This window comes from Sorangiineae bacterium MSr11954, assembly GCA_037157815.1.
Lineage (GTDB): Bacteria > Myxococcota_A > Polyangia > Polyangiales > Polyangiaceae > Pendulispora > Pendulispora albinea.
Map to the genome: position 1 here is coordinate 11,695,481 of CP089984.1, position 19,490 is coordinate 11,714,970.

Annotated in this window: 15 protein-coding genes; 7 read left to right on the plus strand and 8 right to left on the minus strand. The window is 65.4% G+C overall.

Features of this window, described 5'->3' with window-relative positions; all coding sequences use genetic code 11:
• Positions 1–12: 12 nt before the first annotated feature.
• The 5 genes from LZC94_46005 to LZC94_46025 all read left to right on the plus strand — a co-directional run bounded on the left by LZC94_46005 (position 13) and on the right by LZC94_46025 (position 5,209).
• The gene (locus tag LZC94_46005) at positions 13–441 is read left to right on the plus strand and encodes a RidA family protein (GenBank protein WXB15161.1); all 429 of its coding nucleotides are present in this window, start codon (positions 13–15) and stop codon (positions 439–441) included.
• Positions 442–612: 171 nt separating this feature from the next.
• Complete coding sequence (locus LZC94_46010; protein WXB15162.1) at positions 613–864, plus strand: hypothetical protein; 252 nt, start codon at positions 613–615, stop codon at positions 862–864.
• Between the two features lie 324 nt (positions 865–1,188).
• Positions 1,189–1,995, plus strand: a complete 807-nt coding sequence (locus LZC94_46015; protein ID WXB15163.1) for a hypothetical protein — start codon at positions 1,189–1,191, stop codon at positions 1,993–1,995.
• A gap of 139 nt (positions 1,996–2,134) precedes the next feature.
• A complete protein-coding gene (locus tag LZC94_46020) occupies positions 2,135–3,490 on the plus strand; it encodes an AgmX/PglI C-terminal domain-containing protein (protein ID WXB15164.1) in 1,356 nt (451 codons plus the stop codon).
• A gap of 387 nt (positions 3,491–3,877) precedes the next feature.
• Positions 3,878–5,209 (plus strand): MHS family MFS transporter, encoded by a 1,332-nt coding sequence (locus LZC94_46025; GenBank protein ID WXB15165.1) that lies wholly within the window; start codon positions 3,878–3,880, stop codon positions 5,207–5,209.
• A gap of 8 nt (positions 5,210–5,217) precedes the next feature.
• Here the strand turns inward: LZC94_46025 and LZC94_46030 are convergent, their stop codons facing one another.
• From LZC94_46030 to LZC94_46060, 7 genes are all read right to left on the minus strand, one after another.
• Complete coding sequence (locus tag LZC94_46030; protein WXB15166.1) at positions 5,218–5,862, minus strand: hypothetical protein; 645 nt, start codon at positions 5,860–5,862, stop codon at positions 5,218–5,220.
• A 123-nt stretch (positions 5,863–5,985) separates the two neighbouring features.
• Positions 5,986–8,355 (minus strand): beta-propeller domain-containing protein, encoded by a 2,370-nt coding sequence (locus LZC94_46035; protein ID WXB15167.1) that lies wholly within the window; start codon positions 8,353–8,355, stop codon positions 5,986–5,988.
• Positions 8,356–8,520: 165 nt separating this feature from the next.
• Positions 8,521–8,937 (minus strand): hypothetical protein, encoded by a 417-nt coding sequence (locus LZC94_46040; GenBank protein WXB15168.1) that lies wholly within the window; start codon positions 8,935–8,937, stop codon positions 8,521–8,523.
• Positions 8,938–8,998: 61 nt separating this feature from the next.
• Complete coding sequence (locus LZC94_46045; protein WXB15169.1) at positions 8,999–10,261, minus strand: hypothetical protein; 1,263 nt, start codon at positions 10,259–10,261, stop codon at positions 8,999–9,001.
• A gap of 123 nt (positions 10,262–10,384) precedes the next feature.
• Positions 10,385–10,618, minus strand: coding sequence for a hypothetical protein (locus LZC94_46050; protein WXB15170.1), 234 nt, complete (start codon positions 10,616–10,618; stop codon positions 10,385–10,387).
• Between the two features lie 13 nt (positions 10,619–10,631).
• Entirely contained in the window at positions 10,632–11,240 is a 609-nt protein-coding gene (locus tag LZC94_46055; GenBank protein WXB15171.1) for a class I SAM-dependent methyltransferase, read from the minus strand.
• Between the two features lie 91 nt (positions 11,241–11,331).
• Entirely contained in the window at positions 11,332–14,232 is a 2,901-nt protein-coding gene (locus tag LZC94_46060) for a beta-propeller fold lactonase family protein (protein ID WXB15172.1), read from the minus strand.
• A 173-nt stretch (positions 14,233–14,405) separates the two neighbouring features.
• Between LZC94_46060 and LZC94_46065 the strand changes: the two genes are divergently transcribed.
• Positions 14,406–15,011 (plus strand): hypothetical protein, encoded by a 606-nt coding sequence (locus tag LZC94_46065; protein WXB15173.1) that lies wholly within the window; start codon positions 14,406–14,408, stop codon positions 15,009–15,011.
• Here LZC94_46065 and LZC94_46070 read toward each other — a convergent pair.
• Positions 14,989–17,637 carry a hypothetical protein gene (locus tag LZC94_46070; GenBank protein ID WXB15174.1) on the minus strand — a complete coding sequence of 883 codons (2,649 nt, stop codon included), beginning with the start codon at positions 17,635–17,637 and terminating at the stop codon, positions 14,989–14,991. The two genes, LZC94_46065 and LZC94_46070, sit on opposite strands and share 23 nt — an antisense overlap.
• Before the next feature lie 896 nt (positions 17,638–18,533).
• Between LZC94_46070 and LZC94_46075 the strand changes: the two genes are divergently transcribed.
• Positions 18,534–19,436, plus strand: coding sequence for a hypothetical protein (locus LZC94_46075; protein ID WXB15175.1), 903 nt, complete (start codon positions 18,534–18,536; stop codon positions 19,434–19,436).
• Positions 19,437–19,490 lie beyond the last annotated feature (54 nt).

The window sequence follows — 19,490 nt, forward strand, 5'->3', positions numbered from 1 at the left end:
TACATGACTGCCATGGCATCGATCGCGCCGGCAACGAACCCCCTTCGAATCTCCAACCCCGAGGGCCTTTACGATCCGGCCCCCAATGGCTACTCGCACGTGGCCTCGGTTGCGCCCGGCTCTCGGCTCGTCTTCATCGCCGGCCAGGGCGGTGAAGACGTCGACGGAAAGCTCGCGCCCGATTTTCAGCTGCAGGTTCGCCAAGCGCTCGAGAACGTTCGCACCGCGCTGACGTCGGCAGGCGCGGCGCCGCGCGATGTCGCCAAGCTCACCGTTCTCATCGTGGATCACACGGAGGCCAAGCTGCACGTCCTCGGCGCCGAGCTCGATCGCATCTGGGAGCAGCACACCAAGCCGACGTGTACCTTGATCCCGGTGCCGAGGTTGGCGCTCGACGGCATGCTCTTCGAGGTGGAGGCGGTCGCCGTCCTCCCGGCTTGATGCCTGGGGCCGGCCTCGGTCGATGCTCTTGAGCTGCGGAATCCCACGCCTTTCGGGTCAATTTGCCTCGGTGTGTTGGAGATACACACCGGGATACGAAGGTTGCATGCACGAGGGCCGATAAGCCGCGCAAAATGCGATGGCCCGCGATCTTGCATAGAGGAGGCCACCATGCAGAATCGCACAATGACCGAGCTCGAAAAGGCGATCTCGCGGATGCAGGCGCTTCGCGACGATGTCCGCGCAAACATGCATCATGCAGGTTTGGAAGAACTCGTCGAATGGCAAAAGCTCGAACCTGAAACCGTGGACGTCGAGCTCTATTCGAGCCGGCCCGACGAGCTTCGCGCCAGGGTCGAACGCCTCCTCGACCGGCTCTCGAAGCTGCGCACGTCGCTGTCGTTGAACGAGCTGGCGATGTAACGAGCTGGCGATGTAACGAGCTTGGCGATGTAACGAGGCGGCGATGTAACGAGCCGCGTCACGTACCTCCGCGGCTTTCCTTCTGCAGCTTTCCTTCTGCGGCTGCTTTTCCGCGTTTGCTCTCCGTAAAAAGCTGTCGCCCTCGAGCGTGAGCACCGGCCGATCGCGCCGCCCTCGAACAAAGGTCGGACGAATCGAACGGTATGCGGGCGCAATGGGGGCCACGACCCGCTCATTCCGGGGCTGACGGGCCCTGACGAGGCTGCTGAGCTTCTTGCAGGGCTCCCTGGAGTTGTTTAGGCTCCAACGAGGTTCACCTCCGTCATGACGATGCAGTACGCGCCGCAGGTGAAGTGGTTTCTTCTACCACTTCCGCTCCTGGCTCTCTTTCTGGGCGCGGAGTGGCTCGCGGGACCGGCGACGGGCGACGTCGTGCGCGGCGGGGTGCTGCTGGGGAAATTTTTTACCCTGATTGGCTTTGCATTGGCCGCCACCCGCTTTTCGTGGGGCGATCGGATGCACCGCATTTGGTCGCTGTTCGTCCTCAATATGGTCGGTCTCCTCGGCCAGGAGTTCTACTTTGGCTATGTGAGCGTCCGCTGGCCGGAGCTCGCGCTATCGCCCGAGGCGGCGAGGCCGGTGCTCGGCGTCGTGCTCTTGATTGCCAACATCGCGTCGACGATGGCCACCGTGCTCCTCGCCCGGACGTGGCGCGAGGCGGGGTTGGAGGTGGAGTCCACGAAGCTCCGTCATATGGCGAAGCTGGCCGTGGTGCCGATTGCATTTGCCATTTTCGTCGTCTCCATGCGCGAGAACCTGCAGCGGGAGCCTGCCGACGTGTGGGACACGATCGTGCTGGTGATCCTGCCCTTCGGCGACTTCGTTTGCTTTAGCCTGATCGGCCCCCTGGCGCTGACGGCGTTCTCGCTTCGCGGTGGCTCGCTCGCGTTGCCGTGGGCCATGTTCGCGCTGGGCAGCGCCTTTTGGGTGGCATGGGACGTGGCGACCACCATGTCGCATCTCTCGGGGGTGGCCATCGAGGCCATGCGCATCCTGGCGCTGGGCTACACCGGCTGCGCGGGGATCGAACAATGGTGGGTGCTCCGGCCGCAGGCGCGATTTGCGGTCTGATCCGGCGCTCTTTTCGTAGATCGAACGCCGTTCGCGCCCGTACGAGCCGTGGATGGACACAGGCTCGGGGATGAAACCAGGGCGCGAATCAGGGTACGGAGCCGCAACGCGGGGTTTGGGCCGCGCTTCGCCGGGGGCGATGACCGCGCAGATGCGGGCGCTCGCGCCGGAGGCGGGGCCCAAGGTTCTTCGCATCGGGCTCGTGCAGGGCGGCCGCATCGTTCACGAGCGCGTCGTCAAGCAGCGGGTCAGCGTGACGGTGGGCGCCGATGACGCGGCCATGTTTCCCATTTTGGCCGAGGATATGCCATCGAGCGGCGCGCTCTTTCTCCTGTTCGAGCGCCGGGGCGACGATTACTACGTGAATTTCACGCCCGAGATGACGGGGCGGATCGCCCTTCGCGGGGGCATCGTCGCGCTCGAAGCGCTGCGTCGCGAGGCGCCGTCCGTGCGGCTCACGGAGGATGCCCGCGGGCGAATCGTGGTGGGTGGCAGCACCTTCCTCTTTCAGTTCGTGCCGCCTCCGCCTGCGCAACCGCGCCCGCAGCTTCCGCTGTCGGCCACCAAAGGCGGCGTGGCGACCGAGATCGATTGGCAGCTGACCATCGTCGCGGCGTTCAGCTTTCTGCTCCACTTTGGCTTCATCGGCGCCATGTATTCGGATTGGATGGATCCTGCCGTCGACGAGCAGATCGCGGTGAACGGGTTGATCGACTCATTGAAAGCGGTCGCCTTACCGCTCCCGGTGGAGACGCCGCCCGACAGCCCACGCGAGAGGTCGCCGCTGGAAATGCCGCCCGAATCGAAGGCGGAGAGCCCATCGAAAACATCGAAATCGCCCAAGGATGGCGATGGTTCGATGAGCGATCGAGGCGCCGCGGCCCTCGCGCGTGAGGCCGACGCGATCCAGATGCAGCTGCTCGCGAGCTTGGGCGGTCCATCGGCCGTGCACGGCGCGCTCGGGCGGGGCGACGTTCCGCTCCCGGATTTGAGCGGTGTCGCGGGCCAAGCATCGGGCGTCGATACGGCCGGAGGGCTTCGCGTCGGCAGCGCGGGCGGCGGCGTGATCCAGCCGGGGAGGGCTGGCGGGGGGCTCGCGGGGATTGGCCGGACCGGGAGCAGCGGCATCGGGGAGCGCGCGGGCGATGCGCGGGAGGTTCAAGGCCCAAAGGGCGCCGCGCAAATTGGCGCGCCGCAAACCTCCGTACCCGTGGCCAACGCCGAGAGCGTGGTGGCGGCGCTTCGGCCCAAGTTTCGTCAGTGCTACCAGCGCTATGGCCTCTCCGTCGATCCGAGCATGGCCGGCGCCGTGACGATCGTGACGAAGGTGGGACCCAACGGCGAGGTGAGCGCCGCCGATCCCTCCGGCGTCTCGGGTCTTTCGAACGAAGTCGTAAGCTGCATTCAGCGCGCGGTGCGCAATGCGTCCTTCGCCGCGCCGGGTGGTACGGGCGGGGTGATCCAGATCCCGATCAAATTCGTGCAACAGCGCTGACGAGCGTCGAATTCGTGCAACAGCGCGGACGGGCGCCGAATTCGTGCAAAAGCGCGGACGGGCGCTGAATTCGTGCAACAGCGCGGACGAGCGCCGAATTCGTGCAAAAGCGCGGACGAGCGTCGAATTCGTGCAACAGCGCTGACGGGCGCCGAATTCGTCCAACAGCGCGGACGGGCGCCGAATTCGTCCAACAGCGCGGACGGGCGTCGAATTCGTGCAACAGCGCGGACGAGCGTCGAATTCGTGCAACAGCGCGGACGATGCGAACCTCGTTCCTAAATCGTCCCGTTCGTTTGCGCCGACGTCGCGGGCTCGTTCGCGTGGGGGCGCACGCCCGATCGCTGCGGTTGCGCTGAGCAGCGCAGACTGCAAAGCTCGAAAACCATGAAGGTCGAGCCAGCCGCAGTGCGTTCGAAATCGGCATTTGCCAAGGTCGTCGGCGCGGGCGTCGCGGGGACCACCATCGAGTTCTACGACTTTTTCGTCTACGGCTCCGCGGCCGCCATCGTGTTCAACAAGGTGTTCTTCCCCAACACCGAGCCGCTGGTGGGCGCCCTCTTGGCGCTCAGCACCTATGCGATGGGCTTCTTGGCGCGCCCTCTCGGCGGGGTCGTCTTCGGACACTTCGGCGATCGACTGGGCCGCCGCCGCACCTTGATGGTGAGCCTCGTCATCATGGGCGGCGCCACGGTGGCCATCGGCCTGATCCCCAGCTACGCGACCATCGGCGTGGCCGCGCCCATTTTGCTCACCGTGCTAAGGCTCGTGCAGGGATTGGCGCTCGGCGGCGAGTGGGGCGGCGCCGTATTTCTCATCGCGGAGCACGGCGACGAACGGCGCCGCGGCTTCTGGAGCAGCTGGCCGCAAACGGGCGGCCCGCTGGGCAACCTGCTGGCGACCGGCGTGCTCTCTTCGATGAGCAGCTTCGTGACCGACGAGGCGTTCCTTCGCTGGGGTTGGCGCATCCCCTTTCTCGCATCCGCCTTGCTGGTGCTGTTCGGCCTCTGGCTGCGCCACGCGGTGGAAGAGTCCCCCATCTTCGTGGAGCTGCAGAGCGAGGCCCGCGCGAGCGTTGCCGCCCAAGCCGCGGCGGAGCCTGCTCCCCTTCGAACCGTTCTCGCCCGCCACAAACGCGCGGTGCTGATTTCGGCCATGGCCGCCGTCGGGGAGAAAGCAACGTATTACACGTTCAGCATCTTCCTTTTGACGTATCTGGTCGAGGTCCTGCACCTGCCAAAGCAAATCGGCCTCACCGCCGTGCTGATCGCCTCGGGGTTCCAAGCTGCGGGCGTGCTCGTGGGCGGGTGGGCCAGCGATGTGCTCGGCCGCCGCCGCATCAACGTGCTGCTCGCGATCCTCATCGCCGGATGGGCCTTCGTCGGCCTCCCATTCGTCGACCGCGGCACCTTTGGCAGCGTGCTGCTCGCGGTCCTGGTCGGTCTCTCCCTTCACGGGCTGCTCGCCGGCTCCCAATCCGCCTTTTTCGCGGAGCTCTTTCCGAGCACCGTGCGCTACACCGGCGCGTCGCTCGGCTATCAGCTGGCGTCCGTCATTGGAGGCTCCGCCGTACCTCTCCTCGGCGTGGCCCTTCTACGCGATTACCACTCGACGACCCCCATCGCGCTTTTGCTGGCGGGCACGCTCACCTCGACCGGCCTCGCCTTCGTTCTCTCCGGCGAGACGCAAACGCGCGATTTGCGGTCGATTGACTCGTAATCGTCGCTCTACCCGTCGGGCGCGACGGAGATGGCAATCGCCAGCACTTGCCCTTGGCTCTGGTCGGAGACGGGCACCTGCACGATGGTCCCTTTTTCGAGCGCCATTCGAAGGTGCCCGGCGTGAACGTCGACATCGCCCATGGGCTCGTTGCCATCGAGATCGCGATCGAGCAAGTGAACGCGGATGCGCGTGGAGTCGGAGAGGCGCACGTGCCGCCATTGGGCCGCGGTGGACCAGGTTGGCGTCAGCGTATCGTCGCCGCACCCGGTAAGAGGACGCCGCTCTCCAACCGCCCTATCGGCCGCCGTGAGCTCGGCCCACCCAAACGGATCCGGCTTTTCGAACGAGGCGAGCACTTCGCCGGTGAGGTGTGCGGCAACGATGGCCATGTGCGTGGAGCCACCCGCCGACGTTGTCACACCTGCTGCCAGGTTGGGGAAAACGGTGAGCGCATCCCATCGCGTGCCATCGATCTTGGCGGGGCCGAGGGTGGCTCCCACCATGGAAATGCGGACGTAGGGCACCTCGGGTTGCTCGGGCTCCGGGGTCGCGCAGCCCACCCCGCCCAACGGCGCGAGCGCAAAAACAAGGAGCGCTCCAACGCCGATCGGACGTGCAGCGGGCGGGCTGAAGCGATGCGGAGAGACCATGCTACGAAGAGAGACGAACGAAACGGCGGAAAGATTCTCCCGCGCCGCACCACGATGGGTACGGCGCGGGCCGAGCTGCGGCTCGAGGCGCGGGCGTTCAGCGCCGGCAGGAGCGCGCGCAGCTCAGTAGCACGGCTTGCCGTACCCCGGGTTGGACCAGGGCGCCGAGAGCGCGAGGCTCGAGACCGTGGCGCTCAAGTCCTTTGCGTTCTTCACCACCACCCCGCCGTAGGAAACGCTGTACACGTACTCCGTCTCCTGGTTCGCCATGAAGATCCCGCGGCGCACGGACGGACGGTAATAGCCGCTGCAATAGCCTTGCGGATTGCCCGCCACGAGCGCCGACTGATCGATGCTCCCGACCTTGCTGATGCCCGCGCCCACGTCGATCTTGAAGAGCTCGAGCGTGCTCTTGACGCCGCTCGCTTGCCCATACGCGTAATACGGGAAGGCCAAGAGCTTCTTCTCGGCGAAGTACGTGAAGGCCTTGTGATCGTATTCGGCGTCGGTCGACCCGTACTCGCTGCCATTGTACGTGAAGACGTGCTTCTGCACGGGGTGCGCGCCGTCGCTCACGTCGAAGACCTGGAGCTGGAGCGCGCGCGTCCGGCCCGTTTGATCGGCGTCGCGGCCGATGGTCAAGATGTGGTTCTCGTCGATCGGGTGCATGTACTCGCTGAAGCCGGGAATTTTCAGCGCCCCGAGGAGCTTGGGGTTGGTGGGCGACGCGAGATCGAACACGAACAGCGGATCGACGCGGCGGAAGGTCACCACATAGCCGCGCGAGCCCGCGAAGCGCACGCTGAAGATCGACTCGTTGGGGGCGAGATCGTCGGCTTTGCCCACCACGTTCAGCGACGCGCCGTTCTGCGCGAGCACCGCCACTTGATTCGTGGAGCGCGGCCACACCCTCGCCTGCGAATCGGGGGTCAGCTCACCGTTGGCGTCGAGCGCGAAGGTCGGCCAGAAAGCGCGACCGCGGGCGTCGAAGTATTGGTGCGACTCGGTGGTGGCGATCCGGAGATAACCGTCTTTGTCGTCGAGCGAAAATTGATTTTTGACGAAGCCTTTGACGGTGCCCGAAGCTTGGTAGTTCGGGAACTTGGGATCCGTCTTGAACTCGAACTTGTGCAGGTGGGTGCGGGCCCCGCCCACCGACCTGACGGGGAGCGCGGGCCCGTCCGACTTGGTGATGCTGCCGCCGCCGCCCCAGGGGAAGGAGGGCGCGCTCCACCCGTGGGACGCGAGGTAGATCGTATCGAGCCCGCCGTACACGGTGTCGGCTTGGCCCAAAATGACCGTCTCTTTGGGGGTGGCGTTCGGGTTGTCGAGATCGAGCGAGGCCACGTCCACGATGCCGCTCTGGGTGCTGCCCACCGTGGGCACATAGAAGTCCTCGCAGGCGACGGTCTGCGCGCTCACCGCGCTGCCGTTCTTCACGAACGTATAAGGCAGGTAGTCCGTCAACGTGCTCGCGTCGATGGTCGCCACGTTCTCCGCGCGCAGGCGCCCGAGGGCGGCGATCGTTTCGCTCACCGTCTTCGGATAGGGGTTCTCACCTGGCTTCGGGGTCGGATAGAGCTCGTAATAGCTGTACTTGATGCGCGGCCCGTACGCGAAGCCTTGGAGCACCGTGCGCACGTGGGGACCCACGCGTCGCGCGTCCAGGTAGTTCCCTTCGAAGTACACCTCGCGGGCCACCTGCGGCGTGGTGCCATCGAGCTTCAGCACCGTGATCTTCGTGAGGGGCGCGAACGAGCCGCTGCCCTGGTCTCCAGCCGGTGGCGCCCCGCGCGACGGGCCCGCGCCGACGTCGGTGGCCACGCCGCCACCCCCCATGTAGAAATAGTCGCGCCAGTTGTTCTTGGGCTTGACGCCCGCCGCTTCGAAGATGGCCTTGCCATTGACATACGAATAGATGACGACCTTGCCGTCCGCGACGAACATCTCGGAGGGCTGTCCTTCGATGTCGATCGTCGAGGCCTCTTTCAGCTCCGCGGCCGGCCACGCCTTGAGCACTTTGAACGCGCGCCCGTGGAGCACGTAAATGTTGTTGCCGTCGTTCTTGACGAAATCGGCTTCGTCGACCCCTTTGACTTGGGTGTTCGTCTGGGAATAGGACGTGGCGCTCTCGCCGCCCTTGCTGTCGCCGCCCGAGCCCGCGTTGGTGGGCGCGCCGGCCCCGCCGGAATCCATGGAGCCTTCTCGATAGGCGCCGTACGCGCAGCCGCCCTCGCCGTAGAGGGCAAGGCACCGCCGGAGCGAGCGGATTTGCTGGTTGATGGACTGCTCCACCTTGAACTTCAGGTCGGCCTTCAGATCCGAAAGCAGATCGCCGCACCCCTTGGCGCGATGGAGCGATGCGTTGATGCTCTCCGTTTCGATCGGATCGTCGTCGAACGACCCTCCTTTGGAGTCCCCGCACCCGGCCATGGACACGGATCCAACGGTCGCAAAAAAAGCCGTCCAAACCAGCGATTGGGTCTTTCTCATCGTCGCGCTCCTCGCTCCCTTGGTGTCGTTTCCCGGGTTCATCAGCAAGGCGTGAGCCACCGGCCGGAACGAATGTAAGTCGATGATTTTATTGGCGAATAGCCAAAGCCTATCCGGACAATCCCGTCGGCGTCTCCTGTCGCCTGGCCCGACTTGGCACAACTCTCAGCGATGGGCCCCCGCGTCGCGGCGCTGGGCTTTTCTGATGTCGATGTAGCTTTGCGGAAAACAATAACCGCCCTTGAGGGGGAGGCCGCGTTCGTCGCGCTGGTCCAACTCGATGCTGATGCAGTGGATGCCCTCCGCGCAGTCCACCCCTGGATCGCAGGTGCGGCTGCATACACCGCCGCCCTCGAGCGACTCGCGCATGCACGCGGGCGCCTCGGGTTGGCAGTCCATCGCCCAGCGGCATGGGCCGCCGAGGGGGGATTTGGGCCGCAAGAACTTGGTGTAGATGCCGGTGGCGAGGACCGCGATCCCGATGACGATGGCGAGGATCATGCGGACCTTGACGGCGCGGAGCTTTTTGCGGTGGATGGCTTCGAGCTCGTCGTCCAGGTTCGTTTCGTCGAGGCGACTCATTGGGCCAAGCGCATCAGAGCACCGACTTCGGGTTCGTTGATCCAATAAATCGAAGCAAACCTCACAATCCCTTCACCTGCACGGGCACGAAGCTGCTTCCACCGTCCAGCGAGCCCGCCTCGCCGAAGCTGTCGGCCCCCCAGCAATAGACCTTTCGGTCCCAGGTCGACGCGCAGGTGTACGAGTAGCCCGCGGCCACGTCGGCCACGTTCGACAGACCCATCACGGGCTTGGGGGTCACCACGACGTTGCGCGAGCCCGCGTCGTCCAGCGAAGGATCGTGACCGAGTCGCCCGAGCTCGTTCGAGCCCCAACAGACGACGGTGTCGTTCTCCAGGAGCGCGCACGAATGGTAATAGCCGAGGGCGAGCTTGCGCGCGCCCGCCAGCCCCGGGACCTTGGTGGGGACGTCGTTGCACGGGCTCGGGCTCGCGCCCCCGCACGTGCGGTCCGTTCCGGGATCGTGCCCCAGCTGGCCGGTGGGGTTGAATCCCCAACAGGATACGGTCTTGTCGGCGAGAATGGCGCAGGCGTGATAGTGGCCCGCGCCGAGCGACCTCACGCGCACCAGGCCCTCGACCTGCCTGGGAATGGGATGATCTTGCGTATCCCAACCGGGTGCAGCTGCGCCCGCGTCGGCCGCGCGCCCGATGTCACCATAATCGTATTCACCCCAACACCAAACGGTGCCATCGACCCCTTTGCGTGCGCACGAAAAGACCGAACCCGATTTGATCTCCACGGCATCGCCGAACGCCAAAGGGCTCGGCGTGGCCGATACCCTGCCGCCGTCGACCAGACCGAGCGCGCCGCGCGACGCGGTGCCCCAACACGAAGGGCTGCCGTTGATCACGGCGCAGGAAAATCCCTGGCCGGTCGCGATGCCTTTGGCGCCGGTGCTGCTCGGGATCGTCACCGGACTGCGCGCGCACGGCTGGCCGCTGCAGAGCCCCGCGTCGCCTTGAGCCTCTTCGACGCTGCGCGGGTGCCCGAGCTGGTTTCCCGTGTTGGAGCCCCAACAGGTAATCGCATTACCCGCGCGCGCGCACGTGTGGGGCCCGGACGAATCGAGGTCTTCCGCCACCAGCCCTGTCACGGGTGGAGAAGGCGTGGGGTGACGGTCGCCGTCGTGGGTGCCGATGCCGTGCTGCCCGCTGAAATTGTTTCCCCAGCAGCGCACGGCGCCGATGGCCAAGAGCGCGCAGGCGGTCGCCGATCCGGCGGCCAGCCGAATGGGCGGCGTGACGGGCGCGCCGTCCGACCTCGTGCTCGAGTCTTTGGTGGCGCCGGCGTCGGTGCCCCCATCTTCGTTTGCGATGCTCATCGGAGTATCGCTTCCGCATGCGAGGCCCCACACCCCATACGAGGTGCACGCCCCGACGAACGAGAGTGCACACGCTTTGTTCACCCCGCCAGAATAGCACGCGGCGCGCGGTGCGCCGTCGGCTCAACGCTCGCGGCGCGAGCTGATCGTCGCAGCGCCGCCGAGGATGATCCCCGAAAATGCGGCTTGGTCGGAGACCATCGGGAGCGTGGAATCGTAGGGGGAGACGCGCGTTCGCGGTTCACCCCAACGGCGCTCTTCGCGTGCTGCGAGGCCACCCAGGTATGCCGTCGTCAATGCCAAACTCAAAACACCCGAATAGATCGCGAGGGTGCGCTCCGTCGAACCGAATTTCATTGTACTTCCCTCGTCACTGCTTGGTGGCTACGACGAACATCTGGGGGCTTCGCGCGGTGTATGGTTCGCGCTGATGCCCTCCCTCGATCGATGCCAGAGAGAGCCCCGCGCTCTCCAACATGAGCTCAATCTCGAGCCGAAATATCGGACCGCCAGCGGCATGGAGCGCGATGGGATTCACCACGTCGAGCACCAGCACGCCGCCCGGCACGAGGTGGCGCGCGATGGCATCGAGCACCTCTTGCCGCTCGTCGAAGTTTGCAATGTCGAGGAGGGCATTGGACGCCATGACGGCCAGCGGAAACGCGCTCTCTTCGAGCTTGAGTCGCGCCATATCCGGCAACACGTAAACGCGCTGCCCGACTTCACGCGACTCGCGGTCGAGGTTCGCCTGAAGGCGCTTCAGCGCACCCTTGGAAATATCCACGGTCACCACGCGGTAGCCCGCGCGCGCCAGCGGTATCGCGACACATCCGAGCTCGCCGCATAGCTCGAGAATGGGGCCGCCCGTGCGCCGCGCCATTTCCAAATAGCGCTGGACGTCCAATGGTAGGGCGTGGGACTCCGCCGTCCGGGATGGACGCTTGGGCGCGGTGTCGCTCACGTGCGGCTTCGAAACCATCTTGCTTCCTGCGTTCCCGGTACCACCCGTACCGTTCAGTGAAATCGCAGAAAAGTTATGGTTGGGGGCGGCTATCCTACATGGCGGAATTTTACGGGGATGGCGGGGGCCGGCGCCCGCTCAGCCGTTCGGCTCTTCCTTCCGACAGATCGCGGCCGTGCCGGACCTCGGGATAGGGCGCGTTGGCAATCAGCCCGAACCAGAGCATGCGGTTGAAGCGCTCCTCGTCGAGGGCATCCTCGACATCGAATGTCTGCCCCTCGGCCGCGCGATCCCACCACGTTGCGTCATGGCCCGCTTCGGGCTGCGTTGCGTGCGGCGTCGCCAGCGGCATTGCGCGCGCCGCGCCGCTCGAGGGCGGAAGTGGCGGAAGTGGCAATGTCGTGGCGCGAAGCGGCTCCGGCACCCGCGCATCGTAGTCCCAGGGGAGGGGAGACGGCCGCTGCTCGAAGGCATCGCTCATGGGCGCGCTCAGCGCGGCGTTCAACCCCAGCGGCGGGAGCCCGAGGACATCGCCAATCGTACGGACCATGCTCACCGTCGTATAGGCCGTCGCGATCACCGCGCCTTGTTTGACGTATGGGCCCACGATGTACGCGAGGCTTCGATGGGCATCGACGTGGTCGGGGCCGTCCTGCGCGTCGTCCTCCACGATGAAGATCAGCGTATCGCGCGCAAACCGGCTCTTCGACACTTTTTCGACGAGCCGCCCGATCGCATAATCGTTGTCGGCCATCTGCCGCTCGGGGGTATTCACCCCTTCGATGGCCGTGCCGAAGTTTCCAAAGTGATCGTGCGGGAGCCGCACGAGCTCGAGGTTCGGCAGGTTGCCCTCCGCCGCGTACGCGTCGAACTCCCGCTCCCATTCTTCGAAGCGATAGAGATCCGGATACTTCATATCGTATCCGCGAAAGAACGGATCCGACACCGCGGCGAGCGCGCGATTGGCGGGGAAGAACACCGGCTTACCGCGCACGCGCGGGTCGCGATCGAGCGGAATGTGCGCGGGGTCCGAGCTCGGGAGCGAATAGCGCGCGCCATCTCCGAAGACGCCGTAGTTGCGAACGGTCTTGCCCTCGCGCAGCGCCGCGTCCCACAAATACCCTGCGCCGATCTCCCCGCCCGACGCCGTCGGCGCCGAAACGTCGGCCGTGCCCGGGAGCAGGTCCGGATCGGCGGGGGTGGCCGGGTTGGCCGCTCGCCGCTCGGCCACGGTGGCGAGGCCCACGTTGATGTTGCGGTTCGTTCCTTCCCAATCGTAGGAGAGACCGCGCCCGGCGTAGTTCACGGGCTGCGTCTTCTCGATGGCGTCGGTCGTTCGTCCGGCCGTCGACCAGTTCCACCCGACGCCGCTCGTCTCCCCGCTATCGAGGAACGAATCGAAGGTCACGAAGGTCCGCGCGAGGGCGTGGTGATTCGGCGCGGTCCGTTCGGGGAAGATCGCCAGCGCCGGATCGCCGTTGCCGACCTCGAGATCGCCGAGCACCTGATCGTAGGTGCGATTCTCCTTGATGATATAGATGACGTGACGAATCTTCCTCCGTAGAAACGCCATCATCCGGGCGTCTTCGACGCGATCCTCGAAGATCGGAAAATGATTGTTCTTGGCCGTCTGGAGCGAGAGGCCGAAGAGGCTCACGTCGTTCGGCGCCGGTAAGGTGAGCAGGCTGCCCTTTTCGAGCTGCCATATGTATTGGTTGGCCGCGCGGCACGCGTCGTCGTCGCCTGGTCCGGTGCCCAGGTTGTCGCGGCACGCGCGAGGGTTCGGCCCGGCGACCCCCTTTGCGTTGGCGATGAAGAGGCGCCCGCCGCGGGCCGCGATGGCGTCGGGGTACCAGCCCGTCGGAACGAGCCCCACCACCTGCCCGCGCTCCCGCTCGAGGCGCACGACGGCCACCGCGTTGGTGCCGCCGTCCGTCACATAGAGGGTGCGCTCGTCGGGCGACAAGGCGAGCGCGTTCGGGTTGGACCCTTTGAAGGCGCGCGGGTTCGGCAAGAGCGCGCGCGGCGCGGTCACCGGGATGATCGCTTCGACCTCGTCTTCTTCGGTGTCGATCACGCTGACGGTGTCGCTGCTGGCGTTGGCGACGAAGAGGCGCTTTCCTTCACGGTCGAGGATCATCTTCGAGGGCTGCGTTCCGACCGGGATGCGCGCGACCACCGCCGGCCGCTCCCCATCGAGGCGGACGGCGAGCACCTCGTTGTCGCGCTGGCTCGAGACATAGGCTTTGTCGTTCCCGCGGATGGCGACCCAAAACGGGTATTCGCCGCCTGCGACCCCGTTTCCCGGGCGGAGCGCGACCTCGGCGAGGACCTTGCGTGCGGCGAGATCGAGGATCGAAACGGAGTCGTTCTCGTAATTGGCGACCACCGCCCGCGTCCCATCGGCCGTCACCGCGAGCCCCGCCGCCATGGGCTTCACCTCGAGGCCGAGCCCCGCCGCGTGGCCCAGCGCCATCGGCGGCAGCGCCTCCGTCCAGGTCGCGCCGGTGCGTGTGTAGACATGAATGTTGTCATCGACGCCGCCCGGTACATAAAGCGCATTTCCGTTTGGGGCGAACGCAAGTCCGTAGAACGTATTGGGTATTTTTAGTACTTGCCGTTTCGTGGGCGGGTCGGTGGCGGCATCGTAAAGAAAGCCGTACTCTTGCGATTCCGCCGGAGCGGTATTTCCATTGGCGTCGTTGTTTCGATTGTAGCCGCTGGTTACCAGCGCCAAGGTGGCGCCGTCGGGTGAGAGCACGAGCGAGGCCGGGTGGTCGGCGCGGTAGTCGGGCCGCGTTGAAAGCCCTGGGTCGAGCGCGACCAGGGAGGCTCCCGGCGCCGCGGTGGGTGTGATACGGGCCCCCGTGGGTAAGAGGATACCCCGGGCGAGGGGCAACCGCGACTCTCGTGCAAGCGGCACCTCGTCGGGCGGAGGGCTCGATGCTGCACTGCATGCCACCACGCCGAGCGGCAACGCGACCAAGGAGACGATCGTACGAATGCGCACGGGAGGGGGCGTATCCCTCGGGCAGGTGGGGAGGGTGACGAATCGGAGGATTTTCGATGGCCCATCGGGAAGCGCGCGCGCATTTTTTAGCGGCGCTCGAGCTCCGAAGGCGTACCATCGACTACGTGCACGTCCGGCTCCAAGCGAGCGTGTGAGACGGTGGGGAGGGTGAAATGGGAATTCTCGATAAGGCAAAGGAAGCCAAGAGCTCGGCGACGGCGAAGGCCGCAGAGGTTCGGCGTGATGTCGCGGCGAAGGCGGGGGAGCTCAAGGAGCAAGCATCCGCCAAGGCCGTGGCGCTCAAGGACTCGGCGACCCATATGGGCGGTGAGCTCATGGAGAGCGCCATGGCCAAGGTCAAAGACACGGTGCGCGACTTCAACGACGCGCTGCCCATCGTTCGCAAAGCGGGATACATGGTCGAGGGCATCTCGATCGAGCTGGGAATTCCGCCAAAGATCTACGCCAACTTCGAGACGACGCACCACCTGGCGGAGGAAGCGCAACAGGAGATCCTGGAAGCGCACGCCGAGAACAAGCTGGCCGTCGCCTTGGTGAAATCGCTCTCACAAGCGCAGAAGCTCCAGGGCACCATGACCTTGGGCGGCCTGGCGCCGCGCGGAATCACCGTCGAGCTGGGGCTCATTCCCAACATCGTCATCAAGTTCGGTGTCCCGGTGGCCGCGGCCTCGATCCCGGTTGCGTCGCGCTCCGCGTCCGAGCGACCTGCCGCCGCGGAGCGCGCGCTTCCGGAGGTCAACGCCGTGGCGCCAGGTTAGCGGGCGAACGCCCCTCGATGGGCACCAGGTGATGCGCGATATCGGCCGGGCGAATCCGCGGCGCGCCGGCTGGTGGAATGGTGACCCACGCCGGCTCGCCGCGAAGTCCCTGCGCATCGACCGGCGTCACGCGGATGAGGGCCCCCGGCTCGGCATAAATGGCCGCGTCGAAGATCCCCAACGTGTCCGTGCTCGCGGGCGACCAAAACACGTCCGCCGTGCTCCCCACGGGACCGGTCCCCACCGAGAGCTCGACGGAGCCACCGATCTCCGAGTACCCCGAGATCACGGCCACGCCATCGATCGACGAGCTCGCGACCACGTCGAGGGGTACGAGGGGGGCTCGCCAATTGGCGGCGCCCAACGTCGCCGTGACCGCGGCGCGCTCGCTGGTGACGCCGTTCGTTTCGGCCCAGAAGAGCACGACGTCCCCCGCCTGGATTTGAGCCCCGAATGGCCAGAAGACGCGCCCCGTATCCCCGACCATTATTTGGATGATCGCCATCCGGGCGCTCGCATTGTAAACATGAAGCGTGGTATTGGGTTGCGTGGTGCCCTTGAACTCGAAAACGTAGTCCTCGTTGTTGAACACGAAGGCTCCACGCGGAGCGGGAGGGGTGGGGCCGGCCGCCGGAATCCATAGCTCCGCGGGGGCAGATGCGTTGCCCGTGCGATCGGCCACCGTAATCCGCGCGAGATCGCCGGCCGTGGCCGGGAGGGTGATACGGAAGCTCGCCTGAAGGTCCATTTCCGACCACGTCGACTCCACGGTCTGCGCTTCGGCGCCGAGGACGATGGTGACGTACGACCCAATTTCGACATGCCCCGTGATGGTCGTCGTGCCGTTGGTGACACCCGTTGCCTGAAGGTCCGACGCCATCGATGGCGGCGTCGTGTCCCACCCGTGCACCTGCGCCAACGCCTTGGGCCCATCGGCGGTTCCGTCGTTGGCCCACACGAGCAACATGTCGCCGGCAGGAAAGGAGCCCGCATCGTAGCGGCCCTCGGCCGACGCCGTGAGCACCTTTCGATCTCCAGTCCGCGTATCGAGGACGGTGACCGTCGCGTAGCCCTCGGCCTGACCCGATACACGCGCGAACCCGGGACCCCCGACGGGATCATCGGCAAACTCGATGGTGGGCTTGCCCGGCGGCCGGGTATCCGTGCCCGGAACGCGCACCGCCGTCTTCTCGGCAAAGGCGACATTGCCATAATGGGCCGCGAGCTCGATCCAATCGCCGGGCGCCGCGGGCAAGGTCGCTTTGAACGCTGGGGTAAAACCGCTCCCGATTTCGTGGGCATACTGCCTGAATGGCTGCGAGAGGTTGCGAACGCGCACCTGCGCATGAAGCACCGTGGTGCCGGACACGGTGGACGTTTGGGCGTCTACGGGCTCGAAGGCCACGGCCTTCGGCACCGGCGGCGAGGTGGCATTGTCGTGGTTGCCGTCGTCCACCCAGGTCCAAATCTTGGCGCTCGAGCTCGCGCCGGCTTTGACCACTTGCAGGATCCCGAGCTGGCTCTTCAATCCGCTCTTGGTGAATTTCCCGGTGCTGTCCACCTGAATATTGACCAATCGAGGCGGGGTTATCGCCGCGTCGCGCAAAACGACGATCGCGCCCGGCTCCGCGTTGCCCGTAACGGACCACGAATCGGCGCCAGATGACGCGATTTGAACGTTCTTGGGGGGCAGGAGGCGGCTGCAGACGATGGGGCTCGTACAAGCCTCGTCGATTTGCCCATTGCAATTGTCGTCCACCCCATTTCCTGGGATCTCCGGCGCGCCAGGGGAGCGGGAGGCATCTTGGTCATTGCAGTCGTCCTCCGCGAAATAGCCATCCCGGTCGGCGTCCCCTGCGCCCGCAACGACGTGGATGTCCCCCAAGCGCACCCATTGGCGCTGCGGCGTTGCAAACCAAGCGTTCGTGACCCCCACGCCCCACCCGCGACCGCCGGCCTTGGTGATCGCTCCGTCGTACACCGGCTCGACGATGTCGGTCGGCCCCGCATCCCAGCGCACGAAATCGCTGACATTCACCTGCGTTTGATCGACGAGGGTTATCGAGGCCTCGAGCGACGTGCGGCGTCCGGGCGCCACGGTGGCCTCCGCGACCGTGAGCTTTTGAATGCTGGTCTCGGTCACCAGCACCGGAACGACCTCACTGTCCTCACCCATGCGAACCCGGATCTCGGCCCGTCCGGCCGCGAGCCCCGTGATTCTGCCTTTTTGGCCAGGCTCATTGGAAACGGCGACCAAGTCGGGCGACAGCGTCGACCACTCCGCTTCGTTCGTGACATATCGCGCCAGGCGGGTGGAATGCGCCAAGAGGTTTCCCTGCTCGTTCTTGGCGATGCTCGGAAATCCGAACCAAGGATCGGGCGCAAAATTGACGTACAACGCCCTTGGCGGAGCCGCCATCCTCGGGGCGGCGGCCGGCCCTTGGCGCGCTGGCGTCGCCGGACGTTCACCGGCGGTACCGGTATCGGGATTGTGGCGAATGGACGCGGGCGATTCGCCGTTCGGCGGATCGGCGGTTCCCGTGGGGGTGGTGGTGGTGCAGGCGGTGAGAAGGCATGTCGAAAAGAAGACGGCGGTCCAAGAGAGGAGCGTCGAAGGCGTGCGCATGGATTTCCTCCAATTCCCCTCGTACGGGAGTATTTGGCGCGATCTTCCTATCTCGTGGAACGGAGGCATCGTCCCAACGATGGGACGCTGTTTGGGAGACAACGGATTGGGCCGCGCGGGGCTCGATTGGAGGGGGCCGACTCGTCGGGGTCTCGCACCCACGATTGGGGGCCTCGCACCCAAAGTCGCAAACGACGCACCGGCGGACGGGGTCTCCATCGATAAGCGCCGCGGGCCGACTATTCGCAATCTGATTGCAAATATGTTTTCGGTATACGATCGATCCATACCGACGTCGCGATCGCTTGGTCGTCCGGGGCCGTGGTGCCTCGTTCACGATCGCGTGAACTCGCGATCACACATGCTCAACGACGCGTCTGTGTGACGGGCACGGATTTCCCGTATTCGGGCCGATTGGCGCGCATTTTGTGCGTTTTTCGAGCCTTTCGTATTGGATTATGCGTGGCGTAATGAATCGAGACCACTCGTCTTGATTTGTGTGGAAAATTTACGAGTGACAGAGAAATTCGAGATATGCACTCCGCAAGCAAGTTTGCTTGACAGGGCGAACGCCTTGCGACACGGTGACCTTTGGGCGAGGTCCTTGGGGAGTGGGCTCCTCTCGGTATCTGCTACGAGCGTGAACGAAGTTTGAATGCTCCGCGTCGGCGGCGCATCGTACGGCAAAAGAAGCGACGCGTGCCGAGGGCGGTTTTTTCCGGGTTGCGTCGTTCGAGGATGCCAGCGGGCGCCAGTGGATTCGGGCAGGCGTGACCCTGCGCCTGGATGTCGAGCCGCGAGTCCGTGGACCTATCTGCACTCAACCTCGAAGTGAGAGAGACGACACATGAAAATGCAATCATCGATATGCGTGGACCAGTGCGCTTCTTCTGTCCGTGGCCATCAATGTGGTCGCGTGCGGAAGCAGCTCGGACGAGGGTAGCAACAGCGGACAGAGCTTGAAGGGTGGCCCCGGTAGCCATGGAGCTGCGGGTGATGGCGGCCCCGGCGGACAGAATGGATCGGGCGGCGAGAGACCGAAGGTCGGAAAGATCCATGTCGAGAACACGAAAGCGACGATTCGTTCGCGCGCCGTTCAGAACTACCTCGCTTCGGTCCTATTTTCCGATCGAGCGAACCTGCAGCCGAAGTGCGAGGCCGTTCCCGATGGGCAGTGCACCGTCTACACCTGCACGGGGAGCATCTCCGGCGATCAAAATAACGTGCACATTTACCGAGGTGGCATCGTCCGCATCGCCGGCACCGCTGTCTCTCCGGCGATCCAGCTCGAGCCCGGGGCGGGGCCGCTCGAATATTCACCCGTGAGCGGGAACGTATCCCTTTGGTCCGGCGGCGAGAGCATTCAGGTTACGGGCACCGGCGATCCCAACGGTGCACCCGCGTTCGCCCAAACCTTGAAAGCGCCCTCCTTGATCACCCTTTCGTCACCGACTTGGACCCGGCGGGAGGGGGGGCCGACCATCGATCGATCCAAGAACCTCGAATTGGCGTGGAACGTCGCGGGTGCGGCCTCGGGCACCGTCGCGCTCTTCCTCGGTGGGCCGGATTCCGCGGAAAAATTCTCCTTCGCCCAGTGCGCGTTCCCCGTGGCCGACCTGAAGGGAACGGTGCCGGCATCCGTTCTCGGCAAGCTGCCCGCGGGCCAAGGTGAATTCACCGTCGATGCGGAGGAGACGAGCGTGGTTCCCGCGGGGAGCGATTGGGATATCGAAGTTTCGCTCGCGTCCACCGGCGCGCTCGCAGACGGGCTCGCCACGGGCGATGCCACGTTCCGCTGAAGCGATATCCCTCGACGAGGGGTGAGCGCGAAGAGGTGAATGTGCTGTACGATC